Source organism: Psychrobacter immobilis (assembly GCF_904846285.1).
Lineage (GTDB): Bacteria > Pseudomonadota > Gammaproteobacteria > Pseudomonadales > Moraxellaceae > Psychrobacter > Psychrobacter immobilis_D.
The window spans coordinates 70,075-86,487 of sequence record NZ_CAJHAD010000002.1 but is presented as its reverse complement, the minus strand read 5'-3'; the positions used below and the strand labels follow the sequence as shown (position 1 = coordinate 86,487).

The following is a 16,413-nucleotide window of genomic DNA, read 5'->3' as shown; positions in this document are numbered from 1 at the left end:
ACACTAGCTATTATCGTTAATCTTAATTTTAGTCTAACGTTTGCACACCGCCGCCATTAACAAATAACGTCTGCCCACTGACCCACTCAGAGATAGGCGACGCAAAATATAACATCGCACCAGCGATATCATCGGCTTCGCCTAAGCGTTTGATAGGCGTATGCGATAGCATTCTCTCTTCAATCTCAGGCGTCAATACACTCTCTAACGCTGCAGTGCGCGTGGCACCAGGACCGACGGCATTGATACGCACCTCAGGACCAAAATCATGGGTCAGGTTAGCGACCATATGATTGACCGCCGCTTTTGATGCAGCATAGCCGCTCATATCTGGGCTCTTATTGATACTCGACATCGATGTGGTGATTACGATTGAGCCATAGCCTGATTTTTTCATATGTGGCACGCATAACTGGCATAAGCGCCACGCGTTAAAGACATTTAGCTCAAAGTCGCGACGGAAATCATCAACAGAGATTTTAAACGGATTTTCTTGACCACCGCCACCGCCGCCGGCGTTACTAATCAGGATATTGATACGACCAAATACCTCTAGCGTTTTATCGACCATCGCTACCAAATCATCATCTTTTAAAATATTACATTCAACAGCCAAGGCTTTAACGCCGTAGCTTTCTATTTCTTTGGCGGCTTTATTGGCATCTTCTATTTTTAAATCTGCGATGACGATATTTGCGCCCGCTTGCGCCAAACGCAATGCAGTAGCCTTACCGATTCCATTAGCGCCGCCCGTCACAATCGCTGTTTTGCCGGTTAAATCGAACAATTCGTTGAATGCTTTATGTTTAAAATCTTGCATATTCATTCCTTATTTATCGTTATTATTGTCAAAAGCTAGAGACTATTATATTGAACGCACTTTTTTATATCTAACTGACTATTCATCCCTAACTAACTAGAGGTAAGTATGCGCGGCTAAGATTAAATAAGTATGTCAAATCATCCGTATTTTGTAACGGTCGCATTTTTTAATGCAGCAGTTGTTAATATGCCTATAAATTTTTAATAGAGCTGCAAACCTACTTTCTAAATTTTAGACATAAAAAAAATCTCCACTTCTTATTATAAGAAGTGGAGATTTAGCGCTTTTGCAAGCCATATTTGGAGCGGGAAAAGAGATTCGAACTCTCGACCCCAACCTTGGCAAGGTTATGCTCTACCACTGAGCTATTCCCGCTGAATATCAAATCATAATGTTGTTAACAACGACTACGTCTCGATAGGCTGGCTATTTTAGCAAATATTCTGGGCGTGTCAATAGCTTTTTTTAAGATTTTAACTAAGACTATACTGTTTAAGCCTTTTCGGAGAAGCGTCTATGCTTATCCTATTGATTTTGGACAGTATTTTAATTAGCGCTATAAGAAAAATAATTTTAAACAAATATAAAGAATAATTCTAATATAGCGATACAAGCTATTTTAACGATTTACTTTACCAACATCGCTTACAAACATGGTTTAAAAATCTCACTTACAATCCTACCGCCTATTGTTACTTTTTCTGTCTAGGTTTTAACTTGTTAACATTATTATACTTATGCCTAATGACAGTTGGGGTAAAATTCTACTGTTTTAGTGGATGGCTGAGTGGTAGTAGAATTTCAATAATAAGCTGCCCTTACCTTTACTGTTTTGATATTGGCATTGTTTCACTTTATTTTTTCCATTTACAGCGAGGACGTTTTATGAAAAAGCTAATTACCACTACCGTTATGGCGGCATCATTATCCGCGTTGGCAATGACAGGTTGTTCTAGCACGACGAGTACCGGTGCCGTCGGTGTTGACCGTCAGCAGCTATTACTGGTTTCAAACGAGCAAGTACTGCAGTTATCGGCGCAAAGTTATGCTAAAACCCTGCAAGAAGCAAAGGCGCGTGGTTTACTTGATACCAATAAAGCACAGCTAAACCGCCTTAAAAACATCTCGAACCGTTTGGTCGGTCAAGTGGGCGTCTATCGCCCTGATGCAACGAAATGGCCTTGGGAAGTTCATACGATTAAGTCTAATGAGTTGAACGCTTTCGTTATGCCAGGTGGTAAGATTATGTTTTATTCAGGCATCATCGATCGCTTGAGTTTATCGGATGACGAAATTGCCGCTATCATGGGTCATGAGATATCACACGCCCTACGTGAGCACTCACGTGAGCGCCTATCGCGTCAATACGCGACGCAAACAGGTATCGGTGTCGCTGCTAGTATCTTTGGTCTGTCACAAGGTCAGGCAGAGCTTGCTAACGTCGCTGGTGACTTAGGTCTTAGCCGTCCACACAGCCGCACGCAAGAAGCAGAAGCCGACCAAATCGGTCTTGAGCTGATGGCACGTGCAGGCTACAACCCACAAGCTGCGATTACCTTATGGCAAAAAATGCAACGCGCCAGCCAAGGTGAGCCACCACAATTTTTGAGCACTCACCCAACCAGCAGCAACCGTATTGCGCAATTGCAATCATTGATGCCTAAAGTGATGCCGATTTATCAACAATCACGTCGCTAGTTTTGTATAAACATTAGATTTTAATCTAATAGAAAATGTGGACAACTAATAACAGCAGAGTGTAATAATAATTACGCTCTGCTTTTTTATGGGTGCTACTAAAGCATTTTGCTATGCTAATGCAGGTCTACTGCGTACAGCATAGCGGCACAATTGTCAGCGTCTGCTATAATGGGTGCAATCAGCCATTTAGATGGTGCAGTCGCATAAAATAAGGATGACTATGACTACTAATACGCCTACCAACACCCCGACCGCCGATGCTCTTAATAATAAGCTACAAGCCCTGCAAGCGCAGCATATTGAACTGGTGAATGAATCAATGAATCATGCCGGTTATTTTGATGGTAAAGAAAGCCACTTTAAACTGACCATTGTCAGTGACGCCTTTGAGGGCAAACGTTTGGTTGGCCGTCATCAGCTCGTATATGCTCTGGCAAATGAGCTATTGACCTCACAAGGCGGTCAAATCCATGCGTTGGCTATCCATGCTTATACGCCAACAGAGTGGCAAGGTCAAAGCCCTGACAGCCCATTATGCGCTGGACAAAACAAAGGCTAGGTCGCTATTTTTGAACAACTGACTTTGAAAAACCACTATTGAACATTATCGTTGAATATCATTCTTAAATACTGCTCTTAAATGCTGTTCCCAAATAATATAGATAAGCTCGCAAACGGCACCTTTAAAGGAAAATTTATCCAATGAAACACCTACATATGCTCATGGCTGTCCTGTTGATTGCGCTGTTTTTATACCAAAGCTATGTGGTATTAGGCACAAACAAAAAGCCACCATTTGCGGTAAAAATATCTACCCACATCCTCTATGCCGTCATTATCATTTCAGGGGCTGGTATGCTGGTGCAATTGATGAGCGTTAATGCGCCGGTGCAGTGGGTATTTGCAAAAATCATCTTACTCGTTGCGGCGCTCAGTGCCAGTATCAAAGCCTTTAATGACAATGCCACACCCAGCCAAAGAAAAACCGGCATTCTTATCGCAGGTATCGCCTATGTTGGTATCGTGGCACTCGCCTTTAGCAAGCCGGGAAATTTGTTTTAAGCGGTGCTAAACGATATATTTTTCAATATCTTAATTCACGGTTTTTTGCTATCTTAAATAAATATAAACCTCTCAACGTAGCCTTATGGAGCCATTATGAAAACTCTTACTGCAGCAACACTACTCGCAACAGCTGGCGTTTTTGCTCTCTCGGGCTGCGCCTCAACGGGTAATATTACCCCGCAATACGTACCACCAAGCACCTACCAAAGTTATGATTGCCAAGCACTGAGCCAAGAGTATAACCGTGTCAATCGCTATGTCGACGCGGCGCGTAATGAGCAATCAACCATAGCTGCCTCAGGTGTCGGCGTTGGGGTTTCCGCTGGACGCTGGGGTATCTCGCCTAATATTAGCTTTGGCGTTGGTAAAAGCAACAATACTCAAGCGCGTGATGCCAAATTATCAAGACTTTATGGTGAGCGTGATGCCATCATTCAGTCTGCCCGTATCCAACGTTGCAGCTTTGCCAATGGCATAAAGATTTATGGTGAGTAATATTCGATAGTTCATGTTTGAGAGTTTTAAAAAGTAATTTACAGACTAAAAAAGCCAATACGCGATAAGCATATTGGCTTTTTTATATCTAATAATCAGCAGTAAAAGCTCAATCAAAGCTTATGAATTTAAGCTTCTCACCCATTGCACGATTTGATCGCTAGGTAACGCACTTGACTGTCGCGCGATTTCTTTGCCATTTTTAAAGGCCACCATGGTCGGCAAGCTACGAATATTATAAGGAGCAGCCGCTTGCTCGTATTTATCGGTTTGTATTTTAGCAAAAACCACTTGCGGCAACTGCTTGGCCGCGGCTTTAAACTGTGGAGCCATCATCAAACACGGCTGGCACCAACTCGCCCAAAAATCAACGATGGTCAATACCTCATTCTTTCGAATAACCTTATTGACCGTTTGAGCATTTAGTTCATGCGGACTAGCCATTAATAATGGCTGACCGCATTTGCCACAGTTCGGTGCTGCATTAAGACGTGTTGCGGGTACACGATTGGTTGCACTGCAATGTGGGCAGACCAGATGAGAGTTTTGCTCAGTCATTATACAACTCCTTTATACATAGCTTGGGCGCGTATCTTAATAGAGCGCCCATACTCAATGCTTGTGAATGGATTATTCGTAAGAATCTTAATCACACTTTTTTTTGGCTTTATTCCATTATGCAAACTTACAATGCAAGCTTATAAGACAGATTAGCATTAGGATAGCCACTACTCGTATTGTGCCTGCGTAATTTTCTGAGCTACTTGTATATTGAGGACACGCCCTAGTTACTAAAGCGCATTAATCGGTACTTTTAGATAACGGGTGCCATTGTCTTCTGGTTTCGGAAAATGACCACCATCAATATTAAGTTGTACAGATGGGATAATCAGCCGCGGCATCTCTAAATTGGCATCGCGGCGCTCACGCATCTCAACAAACTCGGCTTCATTAATACCGTCTTTAACATGAATATTACCGAGCTTTTGTGCTGCTACCGTCGTGGTTGGGCAATGCTTGCGACCTTGACTTGGATAGTCATGGCACAGATACATCAGGGTCTCATCAGGGAGTGCCAGCAGTTTTTGGATAGACTGATACAGGGTTTTGGCGTCTCCTCCCGGAAAGTCACAGCGCGCCGTACCCACATCGGGAGCAAATAGCGTATCGCCGACAAAAACCACGGTTTTTTCATCGTCAGCGGCAAGATACGCCATATCCGCGCGCGTATGGCCGGGCACATACATGGCAGTAATCGTAATGCCGCCCAGTGCCAAGGTTTCGCCATCATCGGTCAAGATATCAAACTGGCTGGCATCGGTACGAAAACTGCTATCAAAGTTAAAAATTTGCTTAAATATTTTTTGCACTTCAGTGATATGTTGACCGATGACCAGCTTACCGCCAAGTGTTTCTTTTACATGTATAGCGGCCGATATATGATCGGCATGGGCATGGGTTTCTATAATATAAACCAGCGCCCAACCCTGCTCACGCACGAACGCTATTACCTTATCGACACTAGCGGTATCCGTACGTCCTGACTTGGCATCGAAATCCAAAACAGGATCGATAATGGCACACACTTGCTGCTGCACATCAGCCAGTACGTGGGTGTAGGTCTCTGTGTCGCTATGTAAGAAGGAATGAACTTGCATGGCTACCTCTTTATTTTTATATGAATGTTTTATTATTTAATGAAGTCTTACGTATAATAAATACTTGTTTATAATATTTGAATGTACATAATACCTATCTTGCGTACCACTATAGCAACCAGCTAACAATTTATCAATTTATATAATGTAAATAATGATAACTTGCTATAAATCGCGATATCATTGATAATTAACTATATATGACCATATCTTATCTATAAACTTTGCCTTTTTTATCTATAGCTTAAATAAGGAGTTCGCTCTGACTACTTCAACTTCAGCATTGAGCACAACTACCAATCCCACTGGCACGCCTGCATCTGCCAACGTAGCAGACTTTGTGCCCAAAGACCTTGCTGAGCAAATGCAACAAGCCTCCATGCAAGCCAGCCAGTTATTAAAATCGCTCTCGCATCCTGATCGCTTATTACTCTTATGTCAGCTGACCCAAGGCGAGTACTGTGTCAGTGAGCTTGAGGGCTTGGTTGGTGTCGGTCAACCAAGCTTGTCGCAGCAGCTAGGTATCTTGCGTAAAGACGAGTTGGTTACCACTCGCCGTGAAGGCAAGCAAATCTACTATAGTATCGCAAGCGACGATGCGTTATCGGTACTGCAGTTATTGTATGAACGCTTTTGTGCCAAAACAGACGCCTAACTGGTTATTTAGTTTTTAATTGTCTTTAACTTTCTTTATTGTGATGACATATTGCTATGCCTTCTATCGCTACTCGTCTGATTCCTGCTTGGTTACGTCAGTATCAGCTGTCTGCCCTGCCGACTGACATTATCGCGGGGTTGGTCGTTGGGGTGCTTGTCATTCCGCAAAGCTTAGGCTATGCGGTGCTAGCAGGATTGCCGCCTGTCTATGGACTCTATGCGGCTATCGTACCCGTGCTGGTGTATGCGTGGATAGGCTCAAGTAATGTGCAAGCTGTAGGGCCCGTCGCAATCACTGCGATTATGACGGCAAGCAGTCTGCATCCTTATGCCAATGAGGGCACGCAGCAATATATATTAATGGCCAGTTTATTGTCATTGATGGTAGGGACGATGTTATGGCTGGCGGGTCGCCTTAAGCTTGGCTGGATTATGCAGTTTATCAGTCGCGGCGTATCTGCAGGTTTTATCAGTGGCGCGGCGGTACTGATTTTTGTCAGTCAGCTTAAATATCTGACAGGGATTCCTATTGCAGGTAATGGCCTCATCGGTTATTTATCGAGTATGCAGATGTATGCCCGCCAGCTGCATCCACTGACCTTGGTTATCGGCGTCATTGCTTTTACGCTGTTGTTTGCCAACCGTTATGCGAGCAAATGGGTGTGGCGCTCTTGGTTATCGGCTTCTTATGCCAAGTGGGCTGAGCGTCTATTTCCGCTCATTTTACTTGCTATTGCCATCGTGTTAAGCATGAGCTTGCGTTGGACAACGCACGGCGTAGCAACGATTGGTACTATTCCGCAGGGCCTGCCTACTTTTACCCTACCATACGTGCCAGATTTTCATGAAGCGCTCAACCTATTACCGAGCGCAGGCTTGATGGCATTGATTATCTTTGTCTCAAGCAGTTCCGTTGCTAGCAATTACGCACGCCTGCGCGGCGAAACCTTTGATGCCAATCGTGAGCTTACGGGTTTGGGGCTGGCCAATATGGCGGGCGGATTCTTTCAAAGCTTTACAGTCGCTGGCGGCTTTTCACGTACCGCGATGAATGCTGACTCAGGCGCTAAAACGCCGGTCGCAAGTTTAGTGACAATACTGGTCATGATTGCAGCGTTAATCGCTTTTGGCAATTTATTAGCACCTCTGCCCTATGCTTTATTAGGCGCGACCATCATGGCATCGATTGTCGGTCTCATTGATATGGCGACTTTAAAGTCAGCATGGCAACGCGACCGCTTAGATGCAGCAAGCTTTTTGGCGGCATTTATCGGTGTGCTAATATTTGGGTTAAATACGGGCTTGGTCATCGGTTTGATGGTGTCCTTTGCCAGCCTGATTTGGCAATCGAGCAAACCGCATGTCGCCGTCGTTGGTCAGCTAGCGGGCACGGGACATTTTCGCAATATCAATCGTCATGATGTGGTGACCTTTAGCAATTTATTAATGCTGCGTATCGATGAGAGCTTGTTTTTTGGCAATAGTGAATCCGTGCATCGCAGGGTCATACAAGCAACGCAGCAGTATCCCGAAGCACATGAAATTATCTTGATTATGTCAGCGGTCAATCATATTGATTTGACCGGACAAGAGATGCTTATCAGCCTCAATCAAGAACTGTTGAATCAAAAAAAATACTTAAGCCTTAGCTTTATCAAGGGACCAGTGATGGATATTATTGAGCATACACCAGTTATTACTCATCTATCAGGGCAGGTTTATTTAAGTACCATGGATGCGGTCAATGCGCTTAAAGATGTTTAATAACACTTCATTTATGCAACTCAAGTTAAATTATTAATAAGCGTTCTTGTCAGTGACAAAACATCAGTGACAAAAGATAGATATGATAAAAGCTGTGTTATGCTAAATTACTATTAGATTTAAAACTTACTGTCTCTAGAAACATCAGAACATCTAACGCCATTTAATATATGCGACCGAAAAACTTATGACCGATGATTTAACCATTTATAAGCAAATTTACCCAAGCCAATGCGTCAAAATTGCCGAGCTTGGCTACCGCTCTGTGCTCAATATTCGACCTGACGCTGAGACGGAAACGCAGCCCAATAGCTGTGACTTTACCAGTGCAACGGCAAAAGCCAACCTTACTTATCAGCATTTACCGTTTGATGATGACCGTTTAAGCATGGCGACTGTCGAGCAGTTTGCAGCTTTTTATCGCACCATGCCCAAACCCATCCTGATGTTTTGCGGCACGGGTGCACGCGCCAAATTACTGTATCAGAGTGCGCTGATGCAAGGCTTGTTGTAGAGAGCAGATATGCTTTATTGAAATATTTTAATCCAAGCGCAAAAGTTTCATTTTTACGCTAAAAAATAACAAGGAGCTCTTATGAGCCATCAAGTTAGTATTACCGGACAAATCACCCCTGACCAAGTACCTATGATTGCTGAAAATGGTTTTAAAACTATTATCAACAACCGTCCAGACGGTGAAGAACCAAACCAACCAACCAGTGCTGAGATTGAAGCCGCCGCTAAAAAAGCAGGACTTGCTTATAAAGAAGTGTCTTTTGCCGGTAGTGAGCTTAATCAAAACCATGTCGAAGAGTTTGCTGACTTTTTTAACCAAGCTGAGCAGCCAATGCTGATTTTTTGCCGTACCGGTAACCGCTCAACAGGTATTTATGAAGCGGCAAAGCGTATGGATTTATTAGACGATTAATAATTTAAATATAATTGCTACTGCTTCAAAAACGCCCGTCCAGATTTTGGATGGGCTTTTTTTTGCACATTACTCAACTATAGACTGGTTATTACTCAATATTAAAGACATAATAAGATCCTACTGATACCGCTTGATAGGAATTTATAATGCAAAAACCGCTACTCATCATCGGCAATAAAAATTATTCGTCGTGGTCATTGCGAGCTTGGCTACTACTCAAGGCATTTAACATTGATTTTGATGAGCAACTGATTGAGCTGTTTCATCCATCAGCGACAGCCCTTCTTAATGAGCATGCGCCAACCGGCAAAGTACCAGTTTTGGTTTATGGTCAAGACAACGATAATAACAGCGATAAAGTCACGGTCTGGGATACCTTAGCGATTGCCGTTCACGCCAATGATTATTTGACAGAGTTAGATGTTTGGACAGGACTGAGTAAGTCTAATACTAAGAATAATACCAGTAACAGAATAAATAGCGCTTATTGCCAAAGCATCGTCGCTGAGATGCATTCAGGTCTGATGGGGATTCGTAGTGAGATGCCGATGAACATTCGAGCTAAATCGAAAATAAAACCAAGCGCTGCATGCTTAAAAGATATCGCTCGTATAGAAAATATATTTGCAGATTGTTTAAAAAATCGTTCAAAAGACAGCTATCTGTTTGGTGCATTCACAGCTGCCGATGCTTTTTTCGCCCCTGTGGTTCTACGCTTGCAGACTTATGCCGATGCCTCGGGTATACCATTGAAACCAATAACCAAACAGTATTGTGAGACGATGTTAAACAATCCTCATCTACATGCTTGGATCGAGTCAGCTTTAAAAGAGAAACGCGTTATTAAAGAAGATGAAGCAGGTGAATTACTCTCGGTAGCTGGTGTATTGGCAGATTAAACCTTAACCAATGCTCAAAAAAAATACCCCTAAAGTCATAGTAGACTTTAGGGGTATAAGACTTTGGTAAAAGCTAAATAACTTACTGCATCACCAAATATTCAAACGCTGATAATGCTGCTTTTGAACCTTCGCCCATCGCAATATTAATCTGCTTAAATGGTACGGTCGTGACATCACCACAAGCAAAGATACCTTTGCGATCGGTGCGACAACGCTCATCAATCTCAATCTCACCAAAGCGGTTTAAATCGACAAAGCCTTTGACGAACGCAGTATTCGGCACCAAACCAATCTGCACAAACACTGCTGAAACATCAAGCTCTTTGGTCTCACTACTGCTACGGTCTTGATAAACGATAGATGTCACTTTACCATCTTGCGCTTTAATCTCTTGCGTTGCAGCACTGGTAATGATATCAATATTTGCTTTTTCTTTGGCTTTATTAATCAATACTTGGTCGGCTTTTAAGTCATCCGCAAATTCAAGCACGGTTACATGCTTCACGATACCTGCCAAGTCTAACGCCGCTTCAATGCCTGAGTTACCACCACCAATGACAGAGATGTCTTTACCTTTAAAGAAAGGACCATCACAGTGCGCACAGTAAGCAACACCTTTACCGACGTTTTCATCTTCACCTGGGACACCAAGTTTACGCCACTGGGCACCGGTCGCTAAGATAATACTGCGCGTCTCAAACGTCTCACCGGTATTCAGATGAATACGATAGTTTTCATCTTCAGTTTCACTAATTTCTTTGACGCTGACATGTTCTTTGAGCGTAATGTCATATTCGTGCAAATGCTTTTCAAAGTTCGCCGACAGCTCACTACCGGTCGTCAAAGGTACAGAGATTAAGTTTTCGATATCTTGCGTGTCTTTGACTTGCCCACCGATACGGTCAGCGACCATGGTCACTTTTAAGCCTTTACGCGCTGTGTAAATCGCTGCCGCAACGCCAGCGGGGCCTGCACCAATAATCGTCACATCTTGCTGCTCTAATTGCTTTTCGTCCTCGTCCACTTCGCTCAATAAGTCAGGAAATTGCTCTTGTAACTTTTCAATCAATTTAGCCGTGTCAATCAGACCATTGGCAAACGGCTTACCGTTTAAAAACACTGCTGGTACGCCTTGGATGTTATTCGCTTCTACTTGCTCTTGGAATAATGCACCATCGATCATCTCATTACTGATGCCATCGTTAAGCAATGCAAATTGGTTTAACGCTTGCACAACATCTGGACAGCTATGACAAGATAGCGACACATAAGTCTGAAACTGTAACGGCTTATTAAAACGCTTAATGAGCTTTTGAATGCCTTCATCCAGTTTTAAAGTATGACCGCCTGCTTGCAAAATCGCCAAAATTAACGAGGTAAATTCATGACCACCAGGGATACCGCTAAAAACGATACCCGTATCGGTCAATACATCATCGATATGGCTGACTACTTTAAAACTAATTGGGCTTGGTAAGCTGTCATCGTTAGCTGTACTATCAAAATTAATCTTATCCGTGGTGCCAGCGATTTTAGTCAAAAAATCAATCAGCTCAGCGCGCTTGCTATGTTCGCCGCTACCCAGTACAAAGGTAATTGGACGGGTCATGTTTTCACTGTAGCTTTTGACTGCATCTAATAAATCTTGATCTATCATGTTTGTTCCTCATTATTATTAAATATGTAACGTCAGCTACGATGCTGGACATTTAAATAGGGTTTGGTGATAAGTTAAGTCGCTGATTTAAAAGCTATAAATACTTGTCTTATCACCTTTGATACGTCTATTATTAAGGGTTTGGGCGTTTTGAGCAAGCCGATAAACTCAAACCTTACGTTTTATAAAACAAATCATAAATGGTTATTATTATTTAATTTAAAAACTACTGACAAATAAAAGATAATGATAGTCATGGTATCTAGTAAATTTTTTCGCTACAATCGAGTGAGGCGAATAAGAAAAAATCTTATTTACCTGTCAGTAGATTGATGGTTATTTGCACTTATTAAACGCCCTTTCTGCTACCAGTAAACTTGTTTATAATTGAGCTGAATAACGATTTGGCTTAATGACATTGAAGTCTCACAATCATAGCAATTCATCACAGCACTCTTAACTAAAAATGCGCTATTGCTTTAATAAGCTTGCGCTTCATAACAAGGATGACAAGATGAGAAAGACGGATACATGGCAAGACAACAGAGAAATTATTGCTGAGCTTAAACAAAAAGACAGCCACTTTGCGACTATTTTTGATGAACATACGCAGCTTGATCAGCAAATCAATCAGCTAGATAAAGATTTGGTGACGCATGCCAGTCGCGATGAGGAAATAGAACAAATGAAAAAGCGAAAACTGCATCTAAAAGATGAGATTTATAAAATAATCGATAAAAATAAAATACAATCTCACGCTTAATTAGTGGCTAGTTTATACGGTTAGATATTATAAAGTCTTATAAGATTGAGACAAAAAAAGACCCCATTAGCATAAGTTAATGGGGTCTTTTTTTAGCACTTTATTTAGTATTATCAATCAGCAAATACCGCTTTAAATAATACTAAAATCTTAATTCAATAATTTTAGTCTAATAAATACCGACTTAGATTTTACCGACTAGATCAAGACTTGGTTTCAATGTTGCTTGACCGGCTTCCCAAGCTGCTGGGCAAACTTCGCCGTCATTTTCACGAACATACTGTGCTGCTTTTACTTTACGTAGCATGTCTTTTGCACTACGGCCGATGCCGCCTGCATGGATTTCAGCAACTTGAATCAAGCCATCTGGATCCACTAAGAATGTACCGCGCTCAGCCAAACCTGCTTCTTCAATCATGACGTTAAAGCCACGAGTAATACGGCCAGTAGGATCGCCAATCATCGGGTAAGTTACTTTGCCGATGGCTTCTGAAGAATCATGCCATGCTTTATGAGTAAAATGCGTATCGGTTGATACTGAGTACACTTCTACGCCCAAACCTTTAAGCTCTTCGTAATGTGCTGCCATGTCTTCAAGTTCAGTTGGGCAAACAAAGGTAAAATCAGCTGGGTAAAATAGGAAAATCGCCCAGCTACCTTTTACGTCTTCAGAGGTGATGGTTTTGAACTCACCGTTTACAAACGCTTCTGCTGAAAATTCTGGGATTTCTTGATTGATAATAGACGCCATGATTGGCTCCTTTTTTTTGGTTGATTGATGGTAAGGTAATTAAAATTTATTTTAGGTTTATTTCTATTAACCCTTCTAATCTCTGGGCTACCTGACAAACTATACGCGAATTCTATGGTTAATCAAATTAAAAGTTTTTAATGTGATGTTTTGTTTTATTAAACTTGTTAAACTATTCTATCTACTTTTTTATCTGTACATCAGTATTAAATTGCTATAGTACACAAGATAAATGAGTAAAACAAATCGCATGAAAAACCCATTAATAGAGAGGTTTTATGATTACTTTACGTCAACTCGAGTTTGCCTTAGCCGTCGCTAAACACCGTCATTTTAAACGTGCAGCAGAAGACTGTAATATTTCACAGTCTGCGCTAAGCCTTGGTATCGCAGAGTTAGAAAAACAGCTTGATACGCAGATTTTTGAGCGCAATAATAAGCAAGTCTTGATTACGCCTATCGGCGAGGACATTTTGACGCGGGCGCAGCGGGTGTTTTCTGAAGTCAACGATTTGACCACGCGCGCGCATAGCCATCAATCGCCGCTTGCTTACCCTATGACCGTCGGTATCATTCCAACGATTGCCCCTTATTTGCTGCCAAAAGTGTTGCCTGCGCTACGTGAACACTATCCAGAATTTCGTATGACCATTGTCGAGCAGCAAACCGAGCGTTTGCTTGAGCAAGTACGCTACGGTCACATTGATACGGCGATTATTGCACTACCTTATGCGGTCGATGGTTTGCATACTTTTGAGTTCTGGGCAGAGGATTTCTTTGCCGTCTTTCCAAAAGACGACGTCCATGCCAAGCTTAAAACCATCAATGCTGATGAGCTAGCAACGGCCAATCTGATGCTATTAGGCGAAGGACATTGCTTGACTGATCAAACCTTGACCGTCTGTCATTTTGACCGTGCGCAAATGAAATCGAGCTTTTCTGATGCCAGCTTAAATACCCTGATACAAATGGCGCTTGCCAATATGGGGACGACATTAGTGCCAGAGATGGCGCTCGATCAGCTGCATCTACAAAATCAAAATGCAGTCGCGGTGCCATTAGCCGAGGAAGGACCACATCGTCATATCGCTTTTGTCACCCGCTTGAATTATGCCCGCGTCGATGATGTTAATTTGCTTGGGCAATTATTCAAACAAGCATTTGAAGATACTGCTAATAAAGAATAAGTCACTGGTTCTAAATCTTAAGGAGTCATCACACGAAGGTTAACTATGGATCGTTCGTCAAAAATAAATACTGACCTTGCTAAGATTTTCGAGTGGCATTTATTTGCTATTAACAATGCAATCGAACCAGTAATATTAAAAGCGCTGTGGCAAGATATTGCCGTACGCTATAACGAAAGCCAGCGCGTTTATCATAGCTTGCAGCATATTCAGCAGTTGTTTGGGCAGTTCGAACAAATTAAGCAACATTTGAATGAGCCGCATATTATCGCATTGGCACTGTTTTATCATGATGTGATATATGAGCCGACGTGCGTAAATAATGAGCTTAAAAGTGCAGAATATGCCGTAGAAGCTTTAAGTTCTTATTTAACGGCTGAGCAATGCCAATATATCTACGCGCTCATTATGATGACGGCTAGCCATCAAATTGACGACATTGATAAAAACTTAGACAAAGCTAAAGAAAGCGATGCCGCCTATTTGCTAGATATGGACTTAAGTATTTTAGGGGCATCTTGGCCTGAGTATGAACAGTACGCACAAGCCGTACGCCAAGAGTATGCTCACATCTCAAACGTCAATTACCACGTCGGACGCATATCAGTGTTAAAAGGATTATTAGCGCATCCAACGCTTTATCTGACTGATTACTATCATTCCCGCCTAGAAGAACAAGCTCGAGAAAACATTAAGCGTGAGATTAAGATTTTACACGCATCTTAATAAATAACTCACTGCCCTGCCGCGCCGGATGCGAGTTATAGCTCGTCTCCATAATTTCAATATCAAAATGACGCTCAAAACGCTGCTGGTATTCAGCTTTTGTACCGCCAAATGGTGGCTCGTTTCGTCCAAAGTCTTTATCAAACAGCAAACCAATCAGCTTACCATTTGGTTTCAGTAACGCTGCCATCTGCTGCACATATTCGTCACGGCGTGATGGATTTATCGCACAAAAAAACGTCTGCTCCAGCACCCAATCAAACTGATATTGCGCAGGCGATAACTCAAAAAAATCAGCACAGATTAAATGCTTAGCAGGAAAATCAGGATAACGCTCAGCAAACGCTGCAATCGGCGCCGGGGCAAAATCAACCAAGGTAACATTGGTAAAACCTTGCTCATGCAGATAGCCTACCTCATAAGCATTACCCGCACCCGGTACTAGAATCGATTGCTCTTTAGCAGATTCAGGCAGTTGGTCAATATAAGCTTTGAGTGGTGGTGACACCTGCCCCATATCCCAGCCGATACTGTCCTGCTCATAACGCTGCTGCCAAAACTCCGCTTGATTGACGTTTTCCATAGGACATCCTTGTTTCGATAGAGAGCCTTATCTTAGCAGATTAAGGCATGACATCCGGTTATTTAGAAGTAGGCTATACTTTAATCTAGCTGACCTGTTTTACCTGCCAGCACATTATGCCAATGCTGATAATCAGGCATTGCAGTCGCCACCGTTTGCCAAAAGGCGCGGCTATGATTGGCATGGCGTAAATGACACAGCTCATGGACGATGACGTATTCGGTGCACTCAATAGGATAAGCAGGCAGATACACAGATAACCAAATTCGGCGTGCACGCGTGTTACAACTACCCCAGCGCGTATGCATTTTTTTTAGGCGTATCTCATTAGCGTGAGCGCCAACAATCGGTTGCCATTTTTTAAATAATGCAGGTACAACTTCAGAAAGCTGTTGCCGATAGTAGGCAATCTTTTCATCATGACTCAGCGTGAACGATTGCTTTACACCCCACAATAGCAGCGTGTTATTGGCAATCGAAGCATCTTTTGAAGGAATTTTCTTGCGTTTATATTGCTCTAATACTTGCGCGTGATTTGCTATCGCCCATGGCACGCGTTTCTCTATAGCGAGTGCGGCTTGCGCTGAGCTAATAAATAACGGCACAGAAACTAGTAGTTTATGGGGTTTTAAGCGGAAATTGATATTTTTAACCCGCTTTTTCGTGATATGGAGTTCGATATCCGCTTGCGCCAAACAATGTATAGCGCTGTCTAATAAAAACGAATGATTTGCTGACGGCACATTCATG

The 16,413-nt window shown here is 42.4% G+C and carries 19 protein-coding genes and 1 tRNA gene; 12 read left to right on the top strand and 8 right to left on the bottom strand.

The window, feature by feature from the left end; all coding sequences use genetic code 11:
• Positions 1 to 28: 28 nt before the first annotated feature.
• Entirely contained in the window at positions 29 to 820 is a 792-nt protein-coding gene (locus JMX13_RS02370; protein ID WP_201609360.1) for a glucose 1-dehydrogenase, read from the bottom strand.
• Positions 821 to 1,123: 303 nt separating this feature from the next.
• Positions 1,124 to 1,198 (bottom strand) — tRNA-Gly (locus JMX13_RS02365).
• Between the two features lie 510 nt (positions 1,199 to 1,708).
• On the opposite strand from JMX13_RS02365, the gene JMX13_RS02360 reads away from it, so the two are divergent.
• From JMX13_RS02360 to JMX13_RS02345, 4 genes are all read left to right on the top strand, one after another.
• A complete protein-coding gene (locus JMX13_RS02360; protein ID WP_201609359.1) occupies positions 1,709 to 2,521 on the top strand; it encodes a M48 family metallopeptidase in 813 nt (270 codons plus the stop codon).
• Between the two features lie 217 nt (positions 2,522 to 2,738).
• On the top strand, positions 2,739 to 3,083 hold the full coding sequence (locus JMX13_RS02355; protein WP_201609358.1) for a BolA family protein: 345 nt from the start codon (positions 2,739 to 2,741) through the stop codon (positions 3,081 to 3,083).
• 143 nt (positions 3,084 to 3,226) lie between these two features.
• Positions 3,227 to 3,586, top strand: a complete 360-nt coding sequence (locus JMX13_RS02350) for a SirB2 family protein (RefSeq protein WP_201609357.1) — start codon at positions 3,227 to 3,229, stop codon at positions 3,584 to 3,586.
• Positions 3,587 to 3,682: 96 nt separating this feature from the next.
• Entirely contained in the window at positions 3,683 to 4,084 is a 402-nt protein-coding gene (locus JMX13_RS02345; RefSeq protein ID WP_201609356.1) for a hypothetical protein, read from the top strand.
• 120 nt (positions 4,085 to 4,204) lie between these two features.
• On the opposite strand, the gene JMX13_RS02340 is transcribed toward JMX13_RS02345, so the two are convergent.
• Complete coding sequence (locus JMX13_RS02340) at positions 4,205 to 4,642, bottom strand: thioredoxin family protein (RefSeq protein ID WP_201609354.1); 438 nt, start codon at positions 4,640 to 4,642, stop codon at positions 4,205 to 4,207.
• A 233-nt stretch (positions 4,643 to 4,875) separates the two neighbouring features.
• Positions 4,876 to 5,742 (bottom strand): MBL fold metallo-hydrolase, encoded by an 867-nt coding sequence (locus tag JMX13_RS02335; RefSeq protein ID WP_201609352.1) that lies wholly within the window; start codon positions 5,740 to 5,742, stop codon positions 4,876 to 4,878.
• Positions 5,743 to 6,025: 283 nt separating this feature from the next.
• Here JMX13_RS02335 and JMX13_RS02330 point away from each other — a divergent pair, with 283 nt between their 5' ends.
• From JMX13_RS02330 to JMX13_RS02310, 5 genes are all read left to right on the top strand, one after another.
• Positions 6,026 to 6,397, top strand: coding sequence for a metalloregulator ArsR/SmtB family transcription factor (locus JMX13_RS02330; RefSeq protein ID WP_320158011.1), 372 nt, complete (start codon positions 6,026 to 6,028; stop codon positions 6,395 to 6,397).
• 56 nt (positions 6,398 to 6,453) lie between these two features.
• Positions 6,454 to 8,163: a SulP family inorganic anion transporter gene (locus tag JMX13_RS02325; protein WP_201609350.1), complete on the top strand. Its 1,710-nt coding sequence runs from the start codon at positions 6,454 to 6,456 to the stop codon at positions 8,161 to 8,163.
• A 187-nt stretch (positions 8,164 to 8,350) separates the two neighbouring features.
• Complete coding sequence (locus JMX13_RS02320) at positions 8,351 to 8,677, top strand: beta-lactamase hydrolase domain-containing protein (RefSeq protein WP_201609348.1); 327 nt, start codon at positions 8,351 to 8,353, stop codon at positions 8,675 to 8,677.
• A gap of 81 nt (positions 8,678 to 8,758) precedes the next feature.
• Complete coding sequence (locus JMX13_RS02315; protein WP_201544531.1) at positions 8,759 to 9,091, top strand: TIGR01244 family sulfur transferase; 333 nt, start codon at positions 8,759 to 8,761, stop codon at positions 9,089 to 9,091.
• A 149-nt stretch (positions 9,092 to 9,240) separates the two neighbouring features.
• Positions 9,241 to 9,993, top strand: a complete 753-nt coding sequence (locus JMX13_RS02310; RefSeq protein WP_201609346.1) for a glutathione S-transferase — start codon at positions 9,241 to 9,243, stop codon at positions 9,991 to 9,993.
• Positions 9,994 to 10,075: 82 nt separating this feature from the next.
• Here JMX13_RS02310 and ahpF read toward each other — a convergent pair whose 3' ends face one another.
• The gene (gene ahpF / locus JMX13_RS02305; protein ID WP_201609344.1) at positions 10,076 to 11,653 is read right to left on the bottom strand and encodes an alkyl hydroperoxide reductase subunit F; all 1,578 of its coding nucleotides are present in this window, start codon (positions 11,651 to 11,653) and stop codon (positions 10,076 to 10,078) included.
• Positions 11,654 to 12,167: 514 nt separating this feature from the next.
• On the opposite strand from ahpF, the gene JMX13_RS02300 reads away from it, so the two are divergent.
• Positions 12,168 to 12,416, top strand: coding sequence for a YdcH family protein (locus JMX13_RS02300; RefSeq protein ID WP_201609343.1), 249 nt, complete (start codon positions 12,168 to 12,170; stop codon positions 12,414 to 12,416).
• 184 nt (positions 12,417 to 12,600) lie between these two features.
• Here the strand turns inward: JMX13_RS02300 and ahpC are convergent, their stop codons facing one another.
• Entirely contained in the window at positions 12,601 to 13,167 is a 567-nt protein-coding gene (gene ahpC, locus JMX13_RS02295; protein WP_201544516.1) for an alkyl hydroperoxide reductase subunit C, read from the bottom strand.
• 278 nt (positions 13,168 to 13,445) lie between these two features.
• On the opposite strand from ahpC, the gene JMX13_RS02290 reads away from it, so the two are divergent.
• Positions 13,446 to 14,354 carry a hydrogen peroxide-inducible genes activator gene (locus tag JMX13_RS02290; protein WP_201609342.1) on the top strand — a complete coding sequence of 303 codons (909 nt, stop codon included), beginning with the start codon at positions 13,446 to 13,448 and terminating at the stop codon, positions 14,352 to 14,354.
• Positions 14,355 to 14,399: 45 nt separating this feature from the next.
• A complete protein-coding gene (locus JMX13_RS02285; protein ID WP_201609341.1) occupies positions 14,400 to 15,080 on the top strand; it encodes a hypothetical protein in 681 nt (226 codons plus the stop codon).
• On the opposite strand, the gene JMX13_RS02280 is transcribed toward JMX13_RS02285, so the two are convergent.
• Both JMX13_RS02280 and JMX13_RS02275 read right to left on the bottom strand, forming a co-directional pair.
• On the bottom strand, positions 15,058 to 15,663 hold the full coding sequence (locus tag JMX13_RS02280) for a methyltransferase domain-containing protein (protein ID WP_201609340.1): 606 nt from the start codon (positions 15,661 to 15,663) through the stop codon (positions 15,058 to 15,060). The genes JMX13_RS02285 and JMX13_RS02280 overlap by 23 nt on opposite strands.
• Before the next feature lie 80 nt (positions 15,664 to 15,743).
• Entirely contained in the window at positions 15,744 to 16,412 is a 669-nt protein-coding gene (locus tag JMX13_RS02275) for a M48 family metallopeptidase (protein WP_201609339.1), read from the bottom strand.
• Position 16,413: the final 1 nt, after the last annotated feature.